The sequence below is a fragment of the Kibdelosporangium banguiense genome (genome assembly GCF_017876405.1).
Taxonomy (GTDB): Bacteria; Actinomycetota; Actinomycetes; order Mycobacteriales; family Pseudonocardiaceae; genus Kibdelosporangium; species Kibdelosporangium banguiense.
This window is the reverse complement of sequence record NZ_JAGINW010000001.1, coordinates 1,417,355-1,434,451: the sequence shown is the minus strand read 5'-3', so window position 1 is coordinate 1,434,451 and position 17,097 is coordinate 1,417,355. Positions and strand designations below refer to the sequence as shown.

General features: G+C 66.8%; 13 protein-coding genes. 6 read left to right on the top strand and 7 right to left on the bottom strand.

Translation table 11 applies throughout. The annotated features are described in order from the left end of the window. Positions 1-8 precede the first annotated feature (8 nt). Positions 9-1,460: a helix-turn-helix domain-containing protein gene (locus JOF56_RS06775; protein WP_209635563.1), complete on the bottom strand. Its 1,452-nt coding sequence runs from the start codon at positions 1,458-1,460 to the stop codon at positions 9-11. A gap of 125 nt (positions 1,461-1,585) precedes the next feature. Here JOF56_RS06775 and JOF56_RS06770 point away from each other — a divergent pair, with 125 nt between their 5' ends. After that, on the top strand, positions 1,586-2,851 hold the full coding sequence (locus JOF56_RS06770; RefSeq protein ID WP_372447844.1) for an aldehyde dehydrogenase family protein: 1,266 nt from the start codon (positions 1,586-1,588) through the stop codon (positions 2,849-2,851). Between the two features lie 42 nt (positions 2,852-2,893). Here JOF56_RS06770 and JOF56_RS06765 read toward each other — a convergent pair whose 3' ends face one another. Beyond that, complete coding sequence (locus tag JOF56_RS06765) at positions 2,894-4,447, bottom strand: beta-N-acetylhexosaminidase (protein WP_209635559.1); 1,554 nt, start codon at positions 4,445-4,447, stop codon at positions 2,894-2,896. A 137-nt stretch (positions 4,448-4,584) separates the two neighbouring features. Between JOF56_RS06765 and JOF56_RS06760 the strand changes: the two genes are divergently transcribed. Further along, the gene (locus tag JOF56_RS06760) at positions 4,585-5,559 is read left to right on the top strand and encodes a hypothetical protein (protein WP_209635557.1); all 975 of its coding nucleotides are present in this window, start codon (positions 4,585-4,587) and stop codon (positions 5,557-5,559) included. A gap of 243 nt (positions 5,560-5,802) precedes the next feature. Here JOF56_RS06760 and JOF56_RS06755 read toward each other — a convergent pair whose 3' ends face one another. Further along, complete coding sequence (locus tag JOF56_RS06755) at positions 5,803-7,680, bottom strand: propionyl-CoA synthetase (protein WP_209635556.1); 1,878 nt, start codon at positions 7,678-7,680, stop codon at positions 5,803-5,805. A gap of 143 nt (positions 7,681-7,823) precedes the next feature. Between JOF56_RS06755 and JOF56_RS06750 the strand changes: the two genes are divergently transcribed. Continuing rightward, the gene (locus JOF56_RS06750) at positions 7,824-9,974 is read left to right on the top strand and encodes a serine/threonine-protein kinase (protein ID WP_307854957.1); all 2,151 of its coding nucleotides are present in this window, start codon (positions 7,824-7,826) and stop codon (positions 9,972-9,974) included. A gap of 92 nt (positions 9,975-10,066) precedes the next feature. Here the strand turns inward: JOF56_RS06750 and JOF56_RS06745 are convergent, their stop codons facing one another. Next, the gene (locus JOF56_RS06745) at positions 10,067-11,605 is read right to left on the bottom strand and encodes a dolichyl-phosphate-mannose--protein mannosyltransferase (protein WP_372447843.1); all 1,539 of its coding nucleotides are present in this window, start codon (positions 11,603-11,605) and stop codon (positions 10,067-10,069) included. Between the two features lie 24 nt (positions 11,606-11,629). Here JOF56_RS06745 and rsmI point away from each other — a divergent pair, with 24 nt between their 5' ends. From rsmI to rsgA, 3 genes are all read left to right on the top strand, one after another. Further along, positions 11,630-12,481 (top strand): 16S rRNA (cytidine(1402)-2'-O)-methyltransferase, encoded by an 852-nt coding sequence (rsmI, locus tag JOF56_RS06740; protein ID WP_209635553.1) that lies wholly within the window; start codon positions 11,630-11,632, stop codon positions 12,479-12,481. Between the two features lie 56 nt (positions 12,482-12,537). Further along, positions 12,538-13,515, top strand: a complete 978-nt coding sequence (locus JOF56_RS06735; RefSeq protein ID WP_209635551.1) for a glycoside hydrolase family 183 protein — start codon at positions 12,538-12,540, stop codon at positions 13,513-13,515. Between the two features lie 134 nt (positions 13,516-13,649). Beyond that, positions 13,650-14,690: a ribosome small subunit-dependent GTPase A gene (gene rsgA, locus JOF56_RS06730; RefSeq protein ID WP_209635549.1), complete on the top strand. Its 1,041-nt coding sequence runs from the start codon at positions 13,650-13,652 to the stop codon at positions 14,688-14,690. 67 nt (positions 14,691-14,757) lie between these two features. Here the strand turns inward: rsgA and JOF56_RS06725 are convergent, their stop codons facing one another. From JOF56_RS06725 to JOF56_RS06715, 3 genes are all read right to left on the bottom strand, one after another. Beyond that, on the bottom strand, positions 14,758-15,474 hold the full coding sequence (locus tag JOF56_RS06725) for an ABC transporter permease (protein ID WP_209635546.1): 717 nt from the start codon (positions 15,472-15,474) through the stop codon (positions 14,758-14,760). Continuing rightward, positions 15,467-16,414 (bottom strand): ATP-binding cassette domain-containing protein, encoded by a 948-nt coding sequence (locus JOF56_RS06720; RefSeq protein WP_209635545.1) that lies wholly within the window; start codon positions 16,412-16,414, stop codon positions 15,467-15,469. The genes JOF56_RS06725 and JOF56_RS06720 overlap by 8 nt, the downstream gene beginning before the upstream one ends. Before the next feature lie 77 nt (positions 16,415-16,491). After that, the gene (locus tag JOF56_RS06715; RefSeq protein WP_209635543.1) at positions 16,492-17,091 is read right to left on the bottom strand and encodes a PadR family transcriptional regulator; all 600 of its coding nucleotides are present in this window, start codon (positions 17,089-17,091) and stop codon (positions 16,492-16,494) included. Between the last annotated feature and the right edge of the window lie 6 nt (positions 17,092-17,097).

The following is a 17,097-nucleotide window of genomic DNA, read 5'->3' as shown; positions in this document are numbered from 1 at the left end:
TTGTGCCGTCAGTCGTCGGTGAGACAGAGCCGGAGCTGCGATTCCACCCAGCCGCGCCGCGGATCGGTCCCCGGCAGGCTCCGGGCCAGGGCTTCCAGCGCTTCCTGGTCCGGCGCGGCCCGCACGTACGTCCACAAGGTATCCGGGTCGCCGCGTTCGATGACCAGTCTTCGCAGGTGCGTGAGCGTCAGTTCGCGCTCGGCTATGATGCCCGGTGCGTTCGAGCGCGGCAGCAACGGTCCACGCCACAACGCGACCGCCTCCCGGACCTTGCGCTCACGCAATGGCTTGCGCACGTTGATGAAGTCCGCGTCCACCTCGGCTTCCAGCCGGTAGGGCTTGGTGCTGACCACCGAGGCGCCCAGTTGCGTGCGCAACCTATGAATCTCCGCGCGGGCGGTGACCGGGTTGCCGGATTCGCCGTACAGCGTCAGCGCCAGCTGCTCGGCGGTCATCCCCTTGGGGTTCAGGGCAAGCAACGTCAGGATCTCGGCATGCCGCAGCGTGAGCGGGATTTCGCGGCCGTCCAGCAGCACGGCGGTCTCGTTGGCACCGAGGAAGGGGAGCGACAACAGCTGCTGGCGTCGCCGCGATGTGCCGGAGGAGAGCCGGAGCAGGTAGCCCTCGGCGAGTGGCTCGAGCGTCGCTTCCCGGCCATCGGGCAGCCACAGCGTGCCGCGTTCGCCTGAGATGTCCACTCTGGACGGAATGCCGGTGCACGACTCGGCCGCGACCACCCGCCCGCTGCTGCTGATCAGGGCACCGGGCTCACCCCGCAGGCCGGCCAGGTGACGCAGGTTGCGCAGTCGGAACCGTTCGTTCCGGACTGTCATCATCACCTGGAGCTGGCTTTCGGCCAGCTGCGCCGCGGTGGAGACCAGGGCGAGCGTTGACGGGTGCATTGTGGACATTGGGCCGGTGACATCGATGACACCCAGCATCGCCCCGGTGTCCGGATCGTGCACCGGCGCGGCGGCGCATGTCCACGGATGGTACGTATGCACTAGATGTTCTGTTGCATGTATCACTACCGGACTGTCCATTGCCAGGGCAGTGCCCATCGCGTTGGTGCCGATGGCTTCCTCGGTCCAGCGGGTTCCCTCGGTCAGCAGCACTTTGTCCGCCCGGTGGCGAACTTTCGCACTGCCCTCACGCCACAGCAGGTGCCCGCCCGCGTCCGCGATGATCATGACGTGTTCGGCCTCGTCGGCGATGCTCACCAGCATGGCCCGCAACGTCGGCAGCACCGCTGCCAGCGGATGATCCTCCCGTAGGTCGGCGATCTCGTTCTCGGCGTAGACAACCGGTGGCTCACCGTGTTCAGGATCGACACTCGCCGCGAGCGATCGTTGCCACGAAGCGGAAACCAGCGCCCGGATGGCCTTCGCCGGCGAGCCCGCGGGCAGCACACCGTCCCGCAACTGGCTCACCAGGTACGCGTACGAGCCTGGATCAGTCATGTCCCACGCCTATGCAACGTCTCTGCAACCCGGAGTCTTCTACCGTCCGGCTCTTGTATCCATGAAAGCATGCCGGGGAGGCGTGAAGCATGAGTAGATACGCCGCGCCAGGACAATCGGGGAGTATGACGCGGTTCGCCACCCGCTACGACCATTTCATCGGCGGGGACTACGTGCCGCCATCGGCGGGCAGATACTTCGCCAACACCACGCCGGTGACCGGCCAGGTCTTCACCGAGGTCGCCGAAGGCACCGCGGACGACCTGCACCGGGCCCGCCAGGAAGCCCTGGGCGCGGCGGCGGCATGGTCGAAGACGGCACTCGCCGAACGTGCGGTCATCCTCAGTGAGATCGCCGACCGCATCGAGGACAACATCGAAGTCCTGGCGGTGGCCGAGAGCTGGGACACTGGCAAGCCCGTCCGCACGACACTGGGCGCCGACTTGCCCTTGGCATCAGATCATTTCCGTTATTTCGCGGGCGCCATCCGGGCAATGGAAGGCGTACGGTCCGAGGTCGACGGCGACACCGTGGTGCACGGTTTCCGTGAGCCCCTAGGTGTGGTGACTCAGGCCGTCTCCTGGGACTACCCGTTGCTCGGTGCGGCCTGGGTGCTGGCGCCCGCGCTGGCGACCGGGAACACAGTGGTGCTGAAGCCCGCGTTGCAGACTCCGGCGTCGGTGCACGTGCTGCTGAGCGTGATCGCGGACCTGCTGCCACCCGGCGTGATCAACATCGTCAACGGCTGCGGCGGATCGTCGGTCCTGGGCGTGGGGCCGTCGATCTTCTTCGCGGACCTCGAAGGTGCCCTGCAGTCGCGGGCGCTCGACGCGTTCGCCTCCGGCACCTCGACGGCCGCCATCCAGCATGGCCGGTACGAGCAATTCCTCGATGCGGCGTTGGGGCGTGTCGGGGAACTCGTCACCGGCCACCCACTCGACACGCGAACAACGGTCGGCGCCCTGGTGAGCGCCGACGAATGGGCGAAAGCCCTGTGGCATATAGACAATGCCCGCCGGTCCGGTGCGATGATCCGGTCCGGTGGCGGCCGGGCGTCGCTGACCGGTGAGCTGGCCGGCGGTTATTTCCTGGAGCCCACAGTGATCGAAGGCCGGGTTTCGGTTGCCGGGCCGTTGATCGCGGTCGCCCGCTTCAACGACTTCGACGACGCGGTCAAGCTGGTCAACGACCTGCCTCCGGCCGGTGGAGTCGCTGTCTGGTCGCGGGACTGCGGTGTCGGTTACCGGGCGGGCCGTGCCGTCAACGCGACCCGCGTCTGGGTCAACACGGATCACGCGCATCCCGCCGAAGCCGCCTTCGGCCGCGAGAACCGCAACGGTCTTCTGGCGCAGTACTGGCGCGAAAAGCGCCTGCTGGTCAACTACTCCTGACCTCCGCCGCCCCCGGCAGCCCGCTGCCGGGGGCGGAGGTTTCTAACTGTGCCAGGCGATCTTCGGTGACGGGTAGAAGGTCACGCCTTGGACCTTCCAGCGGTCGCCCTGGCCGGCCAGCCTGCCACGGAACGACTCCCAGTCGTGAGTCGAGGCCGGTGACCAGCCGAGTTCGGCGATCGCGGGCAGCCGCGGGAACGCCATGAACTCGATGTCCTTGATGTCCTCCAACGTTTCCGACCACAGCGGTGCCTCGACACCGCGGACTGATGCCTCGGGCACGTCCTTGACGAACGAGCCCGGGTCCCAGTTGTACGCCGTGTCCACTTCGATGAGGCCGGCCCAGTCCTGGCCGAGCGGGGTGTTCTCGTCGTACTTCATGTCCAAATAGGACTTGTGAGCCGGTGACATCAGGATCTTGTTGCCGCGCTGGGCCGCGGCGGCGACGTCCTCGTCGACATCGTCGGTGCCCCAGTACTGCGGAACCGCCGAGGCCGGGGGCACCGACTTGACGAATTCGTGCCAGCCGGTGACCTTCTTGCCGTGCTTGGCCACGATCGGCAGCACACGTTGCATGAACTTCAGGTAGTCGGCGGGTTTGGTGGCGTGCGCCTCGTCGCCGCCGATGTGGATGTACTCGCCCGGTGTGAGGCTGGCGAGTTCACCGATCACGTCGTCGATGAACTTGTACGTGATCTCCTTGTCGATGCACAGCGAGCTGAACCCGACATCCGTGCCGGTGTACAGCGGCGGCGCGATGCCGTTGCAGTTCAGTTCCGCGTACGACGCGAGCGCCGCGTTGGTGTGCCCGGGCATGTCGATCTCGGGAATGACGGTGATGTACTTGGACTTCGCGTACGCCACCAGGTCGAGGTACTGCTTCTTGGTGTAGTAGCCGCCCGGCCCGCCGCCGACCTCGGTGCTGCCGCCGTAGCTGGTCAGCCGCGGCCAGCCGGGGATCTCGATCCGCCAGCCCTGGTCGTCGGCCAGATGCAGGTGTAGCCGGTTCACTTTGTACTGAGCGATGTCGTCGATATAGCGCTTGACTTCGTTGACACTGAAGAAGTGCCGGGACACGTCCAGCATCGCGCCGCGGTGTGCGAACCGCGGGAAGTCGACGATCCTGCCGCCGGGCACGGTCCAGTTCGCGCGCTGGCGGTTCTTGCTCTCGATTTTGGCGGGCAGCAACTGGCGCAGTGTCTGGGTGCCTGCGAACAGACCGGCCGCGGTCTTGGCCCGGATGACAACCGAGTCGCGGCTGACCCTCAGTTCGTAGCCCTCTTGCCCGACGCGTGGATCCGCGCCGCCGAGCAGCAGGGAGATGCCGTGGTTGGGGTACCAGGCGGGCACGACGGGTAACGGATAGCCGGTGGACGGCCTGAGCACGCCCGCCAGTTGACGGCCGATCGCGGCGGCTTCGGCAGAGCCGCGCTCGGTGCTGATGACGGTTGTCCAGTTCAGCCGAAATGCCTGCCGTGCATCCGGTGACACAGACGCCGGAGCGGGGATGACATCGGTCAAGCTCTTGGCCGCGGACGCCGGCTCGGCGGTCGCGGAGGGTGAGAACGCAGCCGCGGCGACGGTTGTGACCGCCATGGCCGCAAGGAATCGACGAACTTTCACAAAGCCTCCCGAACTCCTCCTGGCGGCGACCAGATAAGGTATAGACCACTCACCCACCCGTCACAACGGCCGATTGTCTTTCCGGGGCAGGGGATGAAACGCTGTCTCGCGTGTCGCGATCTCGTCGAGCCGGTGTTCTGGTAGCCGCGTTGTTGTTCACAACCGCCTGTGGCCCACGTTCGGTGACCCCCAGTGCACCCGTGGACCTGCCTGCCAAGCCTGCGGACTTCGTCGAAGTGTTCACCTGGTCGCAGGGCGTCCCGGAAGGCGCGAAACCGCTCTCGGCAACGTTCAGCGGCCCGCATTTCTCCTACCAGTTCGGCGCGCTCGCCACCCGCCCGACCATGGACGAGACAAGCGGCGGCCTTGAAGGCGGCCCGGCCAAGGCAGCGCCCGGCCACGAGTTCCTCGTGCTCTACCGGCTGCAGGGCGATGACACATTCGCGCCACCACCCGAGGCCCCACTGACAGTCGAAGTCGTGGTCGGCGCGGCCCGCAAACGCTTGCCCAAGCCTATGCAGCGCGGCACAGGCCTGATCGTGAGCGTCCCCCTCGGCGGTGACGCAACCCTCGAGGTCACCGACGACAAGCCGTACCAATACAGCATCCGCAACAGCAACGGGCCTGCTCCTACCTCCGCGCCGAGCGCAGCCTCCCGCACCAGCGCCTCATCGTCCAAGGTCCGCTGGCAGAACGGCGACTACCAAGCCCAGGCCGCCTATCAAGGCGTCCGTACCTCCGGCCCGCTCGCCGTGACCGCGGCCTTAGGCGAGCGCGCCGAACTCGCCAACGAGCTTCCCGGCGTCGGCCCCGCAGCCGCCAAACAGACCTGGCTCCGCCTGCCCGACGCCAAGATCAACACAAACGACGCCGACCTGAAACTCGACCTGGCCCGCAGCTTCACCCTCACCCTGCCCACCGGCACAAAACTGAACGCCCGCCCCAACACCTCGGGCCTGCTCTTCTCAGTGCCCGAACCCTTCACCGGCGCGACCCTGACAATCAGCCCGGAATTCCCGGCCTCCAGCACCGCGAAATGGTCGACCCGCCCTCAGTCGAAGGAAATTCCCCTCGCCACCAGCTGATCCTCGCCTCGGCCCTGCGGAAGTTCCAGCACTACATGTGCCCTTACTCGGGCAGAGGACGGCCACGGCCCCCCGTTTTCCAGCCTATCGATGGGGTCTGACAGAAATAGGGATCGCAGGCGGTGATGTGCCGATTCTGTGGACAACTCACTGCCTGTGGACAACTTGGGTTTGTGGATCTTCAGGGCGCCGTTTCTGCCGGACTCCGCCGACAGGCTGGATTGTCGGGGGCCGGAGGCCTGGTCAGGGGCCCAAAATCGGGCGCAGGATGGGGCGTAGCGCGTCGAGGACGGCTGGGTCCTCGATGGTTGACGGGACTGGTTCGTTGCGGCCGTCGGCGATGCCGCGCATGGTCTTGCGGAGGATTTTGCCGGAGCGGGTTTTGGGGAGACCAGGGACGATCGAGACGTCCCGGAAGGCGGCGACCGGGCCGATGTCGCGGCGGACGGCTGCGATCAGCTCGTCGCGCAGTGCGGCCTCGTGGACCTCGACGCCGGCCTTCAGGACGACGAAACCGCGTGGAAGCTGGCCTTTCAAGGCGTCATGCACGCCGATGACGGCGCATTCGGCGACGGCCGGGTGCGCGGCGAGTACTGCCTCCATCGCGCCTGTGGACAGGCGGTGACCTGCGACGTTGATGACGTCGTCGGTGCGGCCCATGACATAGACGTAGCCGTCGGAGTCGATGTAGCCGCCGTCGCCGGTCAGGTAATAGCCGTCATAGGCCGACAGGTATGAGGACACATATCGGGAATCGTCGCCCCACAATGTGGGCAAGGTGCCTGGTGGCAACGGCAGTTTGATGGCTATGGCGCCCTCTGAACCCGCGGGGAGCTGATTGCCCGCTGTGTCCAGGACCTGCACGTCATAGCCCGGCACCGGCACGGTGGGGGAGCCGGGTTTGATCGGCATCGGCTCGAGGCCGCGCAGGTTCGCGCAGATCGGCCAGCCGGTTTCGGTCTGCCACCAGTGGTCGATCACGGGCACGCCGAGTTTCCCGGTCGCCCAGTGGTACGTCTCCGGGTCCAGCCGTTCGCCCGCCAGGAACAGTGTGCGGAACCTCGACAGGTCATACTGCTTCAGCAACTTCGCGTCCGGGTCGACCCGCTTGATCGCCCGGAATGCCGTCGGCGCGGTGAAAAGCGCTTTCACGCCATGCTCGGCGATCACGCGCCAGAACGCGCCCGCGTCGGGCGTGCCAACTGGCTTTCCTTCGTACAGCACCGTAGTAGCGCCCACCAGCAACGGCGCGTACACGATGTACGAATGCCCGACCACCCAGCCGACATCTGACGCGGTCCAGAAAACATCACCAGGACCGATGTCGTACACCGCTTGCAGTGACCACGCGAGTGCGACCGCGTGCCCGCCGTTGTCCCGGACGACGCCTTTCGGGCGGCCGGTGGTCCCCGATGTGTAAAGGATGTACAACGGATCCGTTGCGGCCACCGGTACGCAGTCGTGGGGCGACGCGGTGGCCACGATCGCGTCCCAGTCGACGTCGCGCGGCCCCATTTCCGCTGGTGACTGCGGGCGCTGAGTGATTACGACGTGGTCAGGCCGGTGCTCGGTCAGCGTCAGCGCCTCGTCGATGATCGGCTTGTAGGCCACGACCCTGGCCGGTTCGATCCCGCAGGACGCCGCGACGATCACTTTCGGCTTGGCGTCCTCGATCCGGCTGGCCAGCTCTTTCGGCGCGAAACCGCCGAATACCACGGAGTGCACCGCGCCGAGCCGGGCGCATGCCAGCATCGCGACCACGGCACGTGGCACCATGGGCATATAGACGATCACACGGTCGCCCTTGCCGACTCCGAGGCCGGCGAGTGCGCCCGCGAACACGGCGACCTCGTCGCGCAGTTCACGATATGTGAACGATGCTTGAGTGCCGGTGACCGGCGAGTCGTAGATCAACGCGGTCCGGCCGCTGTCGGCGTGCCGGTCGAGCGCGTTGAAGCAAGTGTTCATCATCGCGTCGGCAAACCAGCGGTAGAACGGCGGGTTGCTGGCGTCCAACGCGCTGACCGGCGGTTTTACCCAGTCGATCGTCTCTGCCGCGGCGAGCCAGAACGCGTCCGGGTCGGTCAGGCTGTGCTGATGCGCGTCCAGGTAGGCACCCATGGAGTCACTCTGCCACTCGGGCAACCTGGTTGCCCATGGTGCGTCTGGTGGACAAGGGGCCACGGTTGCCTAACCGCTCCAGCGCCGCTGGACATATGGTGGGTTAGTGCTCACATCGGGTGAGTCATTACAAGGAGGGGACCGTGGACGGGTTCGTACGAATGGCAGCGGATCTGTTGTCGTTCGCGCATACCGTCTTTGGACCTGGCTTCTGGCCAGGTGAGTGGGTGTGGGCGACGATGGCCGCCGGGTTCCTCGTCGCCTTGTTCCCGATTCTTGCCTCGTTCTCCGTGGCGGTGATCCGCAAGGGCACAGGCAACGCGTACAACTTGGCCACGATCACGGTGTTCGCGCTGATCGGCCTGGTGTTCGCCCTGGCCCTGCCGTGGCTGATGGCCAACGGGATCTCCACGATCTTCCGCTCGGCGGCGACCGGGGAGTCGACCTACGGCCTGACCGGGCTGGGCGCGTCGTTCAGCACCGAGCAACACGCGCTGATCGGCACCCAACAGGAGTTCCTGGGCCGTGGCCAGAACGTCTACGAGGCGCTGACCAGGCCGCAGGGCGGCATCTCGTATGCGCTCAACCTGGGCAAGCTCGTTGTGCTGCCGGGTGTCGCGGCGCTGTTTGTGATCCTGCAGGCGCGGGCGGCGTTCCGGCGCGGGCCGACCTGGCCCGGCCGGTTCATCTGGGTGTCGTTCATCGCGTTCGCCGTGCTGAGCATGACGGTGTCCGCGAACGTGGCGTTCCTGCTGTGGATCGGGTTCGTGCCGGCGACGGTTCTCGGCCTGATCCCGATCCTGGTGATCGGGCCGCCGAGCTGGGCGACGATCAACCGGTCGGTGCAGGAGAAGCCGCCGCCCGAGCAGGTGCAGCCGGCCGCGCAGAACCAGCAGTCACCCCATCAGCCCTCCCAGCAGAAATCGCAGATGCAGCCGCACAGTCACCAGAACCAGCAGCCGTCGCAGCAGAAACCACCGCCTTATGTCCCGGAGCCGGTGCCGCCGCCATACCGGCCGGAAGGCCTCGCACCGCAGTTGCTGTCCGGGCAGGCGCCAGGACAGGAGCTGCTCAGCGGCCAACAACGGCCGTCAAAGCTGGCTGACACGCCTGGACCGTTGCCGTTCCCGCTCGGCGGTGGCGCGCCGATGCCGCCGCCGGTGAAGCCGCCGACTCGTGCGATGGCCGGGTCGAACATTTGGAAACAGGGCGGTGGCCGGTTCCAGAAGATCAAGGCGCTGGGTCACGGTGGATTCGGCACGGTGTGGCTCGCGATGGACACGCAGCTCGACCGCACCGTGGCCGTGAAGCTCGCACATGCGCCCGACGCGGAGACCGAGCAGCGCATGTTGCGCGAGGCTCGCGCGTTGGCGGCTGTGCGTCACCCGAACTGTGTGCGCGTGTACGACATCGTTGAGGACGAGGACGGCCTCGGCATCGTGATGGAGTACATCGAGGGCATGCCGTTGGCCGACGCGGTTCACGACATCGGCAAGCTCGACGACCTGGCAGCGGCGCGTCTCTGGGTGACCATGGCCGGAGCGCTCTCGGCCGCGCACGCCAAGGGCGTGCTGCACCGCGACATCAAGCCGTCGAACATCATGATCGACCCGTCCGGCATGCCGCACCTGATCGACTTCGGCATCGCCCGGTCGAAGGGTGACTCGACGCTGACCAAGACCGGCATGATGGTCGGCACTCCCGACTTCCTCGCGCCGGAAACAGCGGCCGGCTCACCCGCGACGCCCGCGTCCGATGCCTGGCAGCTCGCTGCGACCGTCGCCTACGCGCTGACCGGTGAACCCCCGCGCGGCACGCGTGACAACCCGATGGCCGCCCTGATGGCCGCCGCGAAGGCCGAACGCATCACCCACCTGCCCAACAACAGCGTCCACGCCCGCCTGCTCTCGGCCGCCCTCGGCCCAGACCCGGCCGGCCGGCCCACGCTGGACACCGTGATCAGGCAGACCGGCGGGTGGCTCAGCAAGGGCGGCCACGCCGAGGACGGGCCGGTCACCAAGGTCGTCAAGCGTGAGGACCTCGGCCTCGACCGAACCAAGGTGACCAGGCCGGACGGCGAATCCACCAAGTTCGCCGATCCCGAACGCACCCAGGTCGCCAAACCGTCGGGAAAGCCGCCGATCGTCCCGGACCTCGACCGGACTCAAGCGGCCCGCTCCTCCATGAAGCCGGTCCCGCCGCCAGTCCAGCAGCAACAGCCCCCGGCACCGGACCTGGAACGAACCCGCCCCACCCAGAAACGCCACAACCCCACCAAGCGTTTCGGCATGTGACGCGGCCCCGCCGCCACCCAAACGCAAAATAGATGCCCCCAATGCCACATTGGGGGCATCCGATGCTACGAACGCCACATTGGGGGCAAAGCTCAGCGCCAGGAGGGGAGCCAGAGTTCGGCCTGCCAGCGGGCGTTGGTGATCGAGTCGCCGTTGAGGATCGGCCACAGCCAGATGAAGTTGGCTACCACCAGGCCTACGTAGATGGCGACCACCAGCAGTCCGGTGCCGCGGCGTTCGTAGCCGGCTTTGGCGGTGCCGAGGATCTGCCCCAACGGCAGGACCAGGCCCAGGACCAGGAAGGCCGAGACCGGGGTCATGTAGAAGAAGTACATCTGCCGGTCGAGGTTGATGAACCAGGGCAGCAGGCCGGCCAGGTAGGCGACCAGGACCGCGGCGTAACGCCAGTCCAGGCGGCCGATCATGCGCCAGAGGGCCCAGGCGATCATGGGCAGGGCGAGCCACCACATCGCCGGGGTGCCGATCAGCATCGTGGCGCTGACGCACTGGGATTCACCACAGCCGGTGGTTGTGTTGTCCCAGTAGTAGAGCATCGGGCGCAGGCCCATCGGCCAGGTCCACGGCTTGGACTCCCAGGGGTGGGGGTCGTTCGGCTTGGTCGTCAGGTGCTCGTGGAAGTTCAGGACGTTGCCGGAGTAGTCCCACAGGGAGCGCAGCGCGCTGCCGGTCAGGTGCCGGTCCACGGCGGTCTCGCTGCCGAACCAGGCCCACCAGGTGGCGAGGTAGACGAGCACCGGTACGAGCAGCAGGGCCCACAGGCCCGGCAGCAGGTCACGCCACAGGGCGCCGATCCACGGGTGACGGACCCCGGCGGAGCGGCGGGCGGTGGCGTCCCAGATCACGGTGAGCAGCCCGAATGCCGCCACCCAGTAGAGGCCGCCCCACTTCGAGGCGCAGGCCAGCCCGAGGCAGGCCCCGGTGGCCAGCCGCCACCAGCGGAAACCCAGTCGTGGCCCGTAGATCGAGTCGTTGACCCAGCCTTCGCGGACCGTGATCGCCAGGCGGGAACGCATCTGGTCGCGGTCGAGCAGCATGCAGCCGAACGCCGCGAGCACGAAGAACGCGATGAAGATGTCCAGCATGCCCGTGCGGCTCATCAGGTGCAGCACGCCGTCGCTGATCATCAGGATTCCGGCGATCGCGCCCAGCAGGGTCGAGCGGGTCAGCCGGCGTGCGATGCGGATGACCATCAGCACCATCAGGGTGCCGAGGATCGCCGCGGAGAATCGCCAGCCCCAGCCGTTGTAGCCGAACAGCCACTCGCCGATGGCGATGAGCTGCTTGCCCAACGGCGGGTGCACCGTCAGTTCGTAACCCGGGTTGTCCTCGTACCAGCCGTTGCGGAGCATCTGCCACGCCTGAGGCGTGTAGTGCTTCTCGTCGAAGACAGGGGTGCCGTTGTGCGTGGGGAAGCCGAGGTTCTGCAGCCGCACGATCCCGGCGATTACCGTGAGCACGCCCGCGACCAGCCAACTGCGGAGCCTGTCGGTCGGCATGGGTTTGCCGAGCAGGCTTTCGGCTGGATCGGCACCCGATGCTGTGATCCGGGTCGCCTCCTGCGCCGCTGGGTCGTCCGACCGGCGGTCGGACCCGGTCACGAGGGCAGTCACGCGCCCGATCGTAGGGTGAGCGATGTGAACCCCGTATCCGGTTCGGGTCGACTGGTGCTCGCAGCCACTCCGCTCGGCGATTCACGTGACGCGTCGCCACGCCTCATCGAGGCTCTGGCCGGGGCGGATGTGATCGCGGCCGAGGACACCCGTCGGCTGCGCAATCTGGCCACAGCGCTCGGTGTGTCGCCGAGCGGCCGGGTGGTGAGCTTCTACGACGCCGTGGAGACATCGCGGATCGCTGGTCTGGTCGAGGCCATGCGGGACGGCTTGACCGTGCTCCTCGTCACCGACGCGGGCATGCCGAGTGTCTCGGACCCCGGCTACCGCCTGGTGACCGCGTGCATCGCCGAGGACCTCCCGGTCACATGCCTACCTGGCCCGTCGGCGGTGACGACGGCGCTGGCTGTGTCCGGGCTTCCTTGCGACCGCTTCACGTTCGAAGGCTTCGCACCTCGCAAACCGGGCGAACGCGGCCGATGGCTGGCGGAATTGCGCCAGGAGAAGCGCACAGCGGTGTTCTTCGAGTCGCCTCACCGCTTGGCGGACACCCTCGCTCAGGCCGCGGAGACGCTTGGCGACGACCGGCAGGCGGCCGTGTGCCGTGAGCTGACCAAGACGTACGAGGAGGTCCGCCGCGGCGGACTCGCCGAACTCGCCGAGTGGGCAGCCGAGGGCGTCCGTGGCGAGATCACCGTCGTGCTCGCGCCTGCCCCGCCCGTCGAGGACGATCTGGACACCTTGGTCGAGCGGGTCCGCGCGCGGGTGGAGGCGGGCGAACGCCTCAAGACCGTGGTCGCCGAGATCGCCGAGACTTCCAGCGTGAGCAAGAAGGTTCTGTACGACGCCAGCCTGGCCGGTCGCCAACAGCCCTAAAGGCATCCTGACCTGGGCGATTAGCGGGCTGGGCGCGCCGCACGTAGCTTGGTCGGATGGTCCGAGTGCTGGGGACGCGGGAGATCGCGCCTGTCACCGGCGCGGTGACGCGCAGGTTCGGTATCCACGCCACTGACCTGGGGATTCTGTGGGACAACGGGCAAGGCAAGCTGCTCGCGGCCTTTGGCGACACCTACGGCGTGGGGTGGGGCGGAAACGGGGCCGGTCCGGCGAAAGGCTCTGACTGGCGCTGCAATGCCCTCGCGTACTCCAGTAACCGTGACCTGGACACTGGGCTCCGGTTCGACTCAGTTGTGGCGCGGGCGGACGGCATGGCGGCGCAGATCCTGGAGCGGGATCGCCAGGCGGACGAGAACACCGTGATCCCGAACTCCGGCATCGCGGTGGGCGGCTACAACTATTTGCACTACATGTCGGTCCGGAAGTGGGGACCGGCGGGCAAGTGGGACACGAACTACGCGGGCATCGCCGTGTCCGTCGACGGTGGCGATACCTGGACCAAGCCGCCGGGCGCGCGCTGGCCGAACTCACCCAAAGGCGATCACCCATTCCAGATCTGTGCGTTCGCCGCCGAGGAAAGGCATGTCTACCTCATGGGTACGACAAACGGCCGATTCGGCCCCGCCTACCTGGGCAGATGCGGCCGGTACGACGTGCTGAGCCCGGCTGCGTACGAGTACTGGTCGGACGGGGAATGGATTCGGGATCCGTACCGGGTGACCCCGGTCATCCCGGGGCCGGTCGGCGAGCTGTCGGTCGAGTTCAACAACCACTTCGGCCAGTGGATCGCCCTGCACTTGGACGAGGATCGTGCCGCGATTGTCTTGAAGTGGGCGGACAAGCTGACCGGTCCTTGGTCCCAAGGCCAGGTCGTGGTCGACGCGAAGGACTATCCGGCGCCTTACGGCGGCTATATCCATCCCTGGGGCAACGACGGCAAGGACATCTACTTCACGCTGTCGCAGTGGGGCCCGTACAACGTCACCCTCATGCGCGCGGAGCTGGCGCGATAAATCGGATGCGGCTGCGGTGAGAGCCCGCTAGAGTCGCGGACAACTTCGAGAGGAAGGGGAGGGATAAGTCATGGCTGTCTTTGTCGATGACGCACGTCTGCTTCCCGGTACTTCTCTCGAAGGGTTCACCTCCGTTGACCTCGCTTGACCTCACCACCCTCGGCTGGGACGACGCGTTCGCCGCCGAGCTGCCCGAAGGCTGCACGCCCGGCAAGGTCGCCCGCGTCCATTCCAGCGGCGCTGTTGTCATCGTCGATGGCCAAGAGCGGCACATCGAGTATTCGTCGCGCATCACATTGCCTTGTGTGGGTGACTGGGCCGCGATCAAGGACGGCACCATCCTCACGATATTGCCCCGCCGGACCGCGCTGGTCCGGGGCGGCGTGGCCGAGGACTCCCTCAGCCAGACCCTTGCGTCCAATGTGGACGTAATCTTCGTGGTCGAGCCCTCGTCCTTGGAGGGGCGCCGGGGCGACCCGAACCTCGGCCGGATCGAGCGATTGCTCGCACTGGCCTGGGAAAGCGGCGCGCAGCCGGTCGTCCTGCTGACCAAGTCGGATCTGGTCGGCGAACGAATCGGCGAGATCATGTCGGACGTCTTGAGCGCCGCGCCCGGCGTCGACGTGCACGCGGTCAGCTCGATGACGGGCGACGGCGTCGAGATTGTCGCTTCGTACCTGGGAATCGGCCGGACGGCGGTGCTCGCCGGGCCGTCCGGTGCCGGAAAGTCCACTTTGGTCAATGCCTTGGCCGGGACGACTTTGATGCAGACGCAGGAGGTTCGCGCGTCAGACGGCCGTGGCAGGCACACGACCGTGCATCGGGAACTGCTCGTGCTGTCGCGCGGTGGCCTGATCATCGACACCCCTGGCCTGCGGCGAGTGTCGCTGGCGACAGGCGGCGAAGGCCTCGAGTCGGTGTTCTCCGACATCGAGGAGCTCGCTGAGCAGTGCCGGTTCGACGACTGCGCGCACATCGGCGAACCCGGTTGCGCGGTGATCGAGGCGATCGAGACCGGCGAACTGCCGCAACGCCGCCTGGACAGCTGGTTCAAGCTGAACCGCGAAGCCGAGTGGATCGCCAGCCGCACCGACGCGCGACTGCGCCAGGAACGCGCTCGCCAGTGGCGGACCATCCACAAGGAAATGCGCCGCGCCGGCCGCAACCGCCCGTGAAGTTTTGCCCCCAAAGTGGCTTTCGGAGCATTGAGCGCTCCCAACGCCACTTTGGGGGCACCCCCGGTCAGGCGTTGGCGCGGCGGAACGTGCGAGTGCCCCAGGTGACGCAGACCAGCACGAGAGCGACGGACACGATTCCGCCGACGAGCACCGAGCTTGATCCGTAGTCTCCGGCGATCGCGGCCCGGACGCCGTCGGCGATGTGGCTGAACGGGTTGATCCGCGACAATGTGTACAGCCAGTCGGGTCCTTGGTTCATCGGCAGCAGCACGCCGGAGAGCAGCAGCAACGGCATCACGGTCGAACTGAGCACCGGCGCGAACGCGTACTCATGGCGCAGCTTCAAAGCCAGTGTGTACGACACCGACCCGATGGAAATCCCTAGCAGCACAGCGAAAGCCAGCCCGACAAGGACGTCGCCGAACGACGCGCGGAATCCGCCGATGGTGGACAGCGCCAGCAGCAGCGAGCACTGCACGACCAACAGCAGCACGTCGTGCAGAACCCGGCCGAGCAGCAAGGAGGCCCGGCTGACCGGAGTCACCCGCATCCGTTCCAGCGCGCCGGACCGGATCTCCGGGATCAGTGTGAACCCCGCGTAGGCGGTCCCGAACAGACCCATCTGGATGATCAGGCCGGGCACGAACCACTGCCACGAACCGATCAACGGCCCGAACAGCGCCAAGAACAGCAACGGCTGCATGAGCCCGAACACGATCACCACAGGGCTGCGTAACGTCGGCCCCAGTGCGCGCCGGAACACAAGAAATATGTCACGCATGGCTTTCCTCCCGCAGTGAGCGCCCGGTCATGGTCAGGAAGACGTCGTCCAGCGTCGGCCGGTGCACCTGGATCGACAGCAGCGAGGCGTCCGCCTGGTCCAGTTGACGCAGCAGCAAAGGCAATACGGTGTCGCCCTTGGCGACGCGGAACCGCACGGTGTTCCCATCGACGTGAAGTTCTTGCGCGCCATCGACTTTCGCCGCGATCTCGGCGGCCGCGGCCGGTGCGCCGGTCTCGAACTGCACAAGATCGCCCGCGACCTGGTTCTTCAGCGAGTCGGGCGTTCCCTCGGCGACGATCTTGCCGTGGTCGATCACCAGGATCCGGTCGCACAACGCGTCGGCCTCGTCCAGATAGTGCGTGGTCAGGAAGATCGTCGTGCCGGTCGCGCGCAGGGAACGGATGCGGTCCCAAAGGTTGCTGCGGCTCTGCGGGTCCAGGCCGGTGGACGGTTCGTCCAGGAAAAGCAGTTCGGGTGAGTGGATCACGCCCATCGCGATGTCCAGGCGGCGTTTCTGACCGCCGGAGAGCTTCCCGGCCGTGCGCCCGGCGATCTCCGTCAGGTCGAAGCGCTCCAGTAACTCATCGGCCCGGCGCCGCGATTCGCCTGCGGCCAGGCCGTAGAACCGGCCCTGGAGCACAAGTTCCTCAATGACTTTCTGTTCGTCGCCGGAGCTGTGACCCTGGGCGACGTAACCGATCCGCTTGCGCACACCGGCGGGATCGCTCAGCAGATCGCAGCCCGCGACAACGGCTTCGCCGGCGGTCGGGCGCAGAAGCGTGGTGAGCATGCGCAGTGTGGTGCTTTTCCCGGCGCCGTTCGGGCCCAGGAATCCGACAAGTTCGCCGCGCGAGACGTCGATGTCCACTCCTTGGACCGCGTCGACTGTGTGTCCGCGGGCCCGGAACTGGCGCGCGAGACCGCGTGCCTTGATCAAAGGAGTCCTCCCTTATTAGCTAGTCAAGTTTGACTAGCGAGAGGGTGGCATGAACCGTGGTTGCTAGTCAAACTTGACTAGCGGGGTGGTGACCCGAAAGCGGGTTCGTTCTCGCCCGCGAACGTGTACTCGCCGCCCTGGACCCGGTCGATGAAGTCCCGTAGCCAGGCCGCTTCCGCCTCCGTGGTGGCGAACCAGTACTGGAACATCTCGCGGATGTGCGGCGGCTTGCCGGGCTCGCCCTCGCTGCCGGCGATGGTGCTGTCGATCAGCAACTGCGTCTGACCGGCCGTCGCCTGAACCTGCTGCAGACGGGATTTCAGCAGGAAAGCCAGAGTGTTCCGCTCCAACGTGGTCACGAACGGCAGCGCCGCGTTGAACATCGCCGGCCCGGCGTCGACGTTGCTGACGGCATCGTTGAGCAGGTAGAAGAACTCGCCTTCGCCCTGTTCGGTGATCCGGTAGACGACCCGGTCGGGCCCGAGGTCGCTTGAGGCTTCGACGGCCTCGAGCAGGTTGTCGGCCGCCAGCTTCTTCAGCGCGTGGTAGATCGACCCGGGCTTGGTGTTGGCCCACTTGTCCGCCGCCCACAGCTGCAGGTCCTGCCGGACCTGGTAGCCGTGCGCCTCACCACGCATCCGCACCACGCCAAGGACAAGCATTCGAGTCGCTGACACGTTATT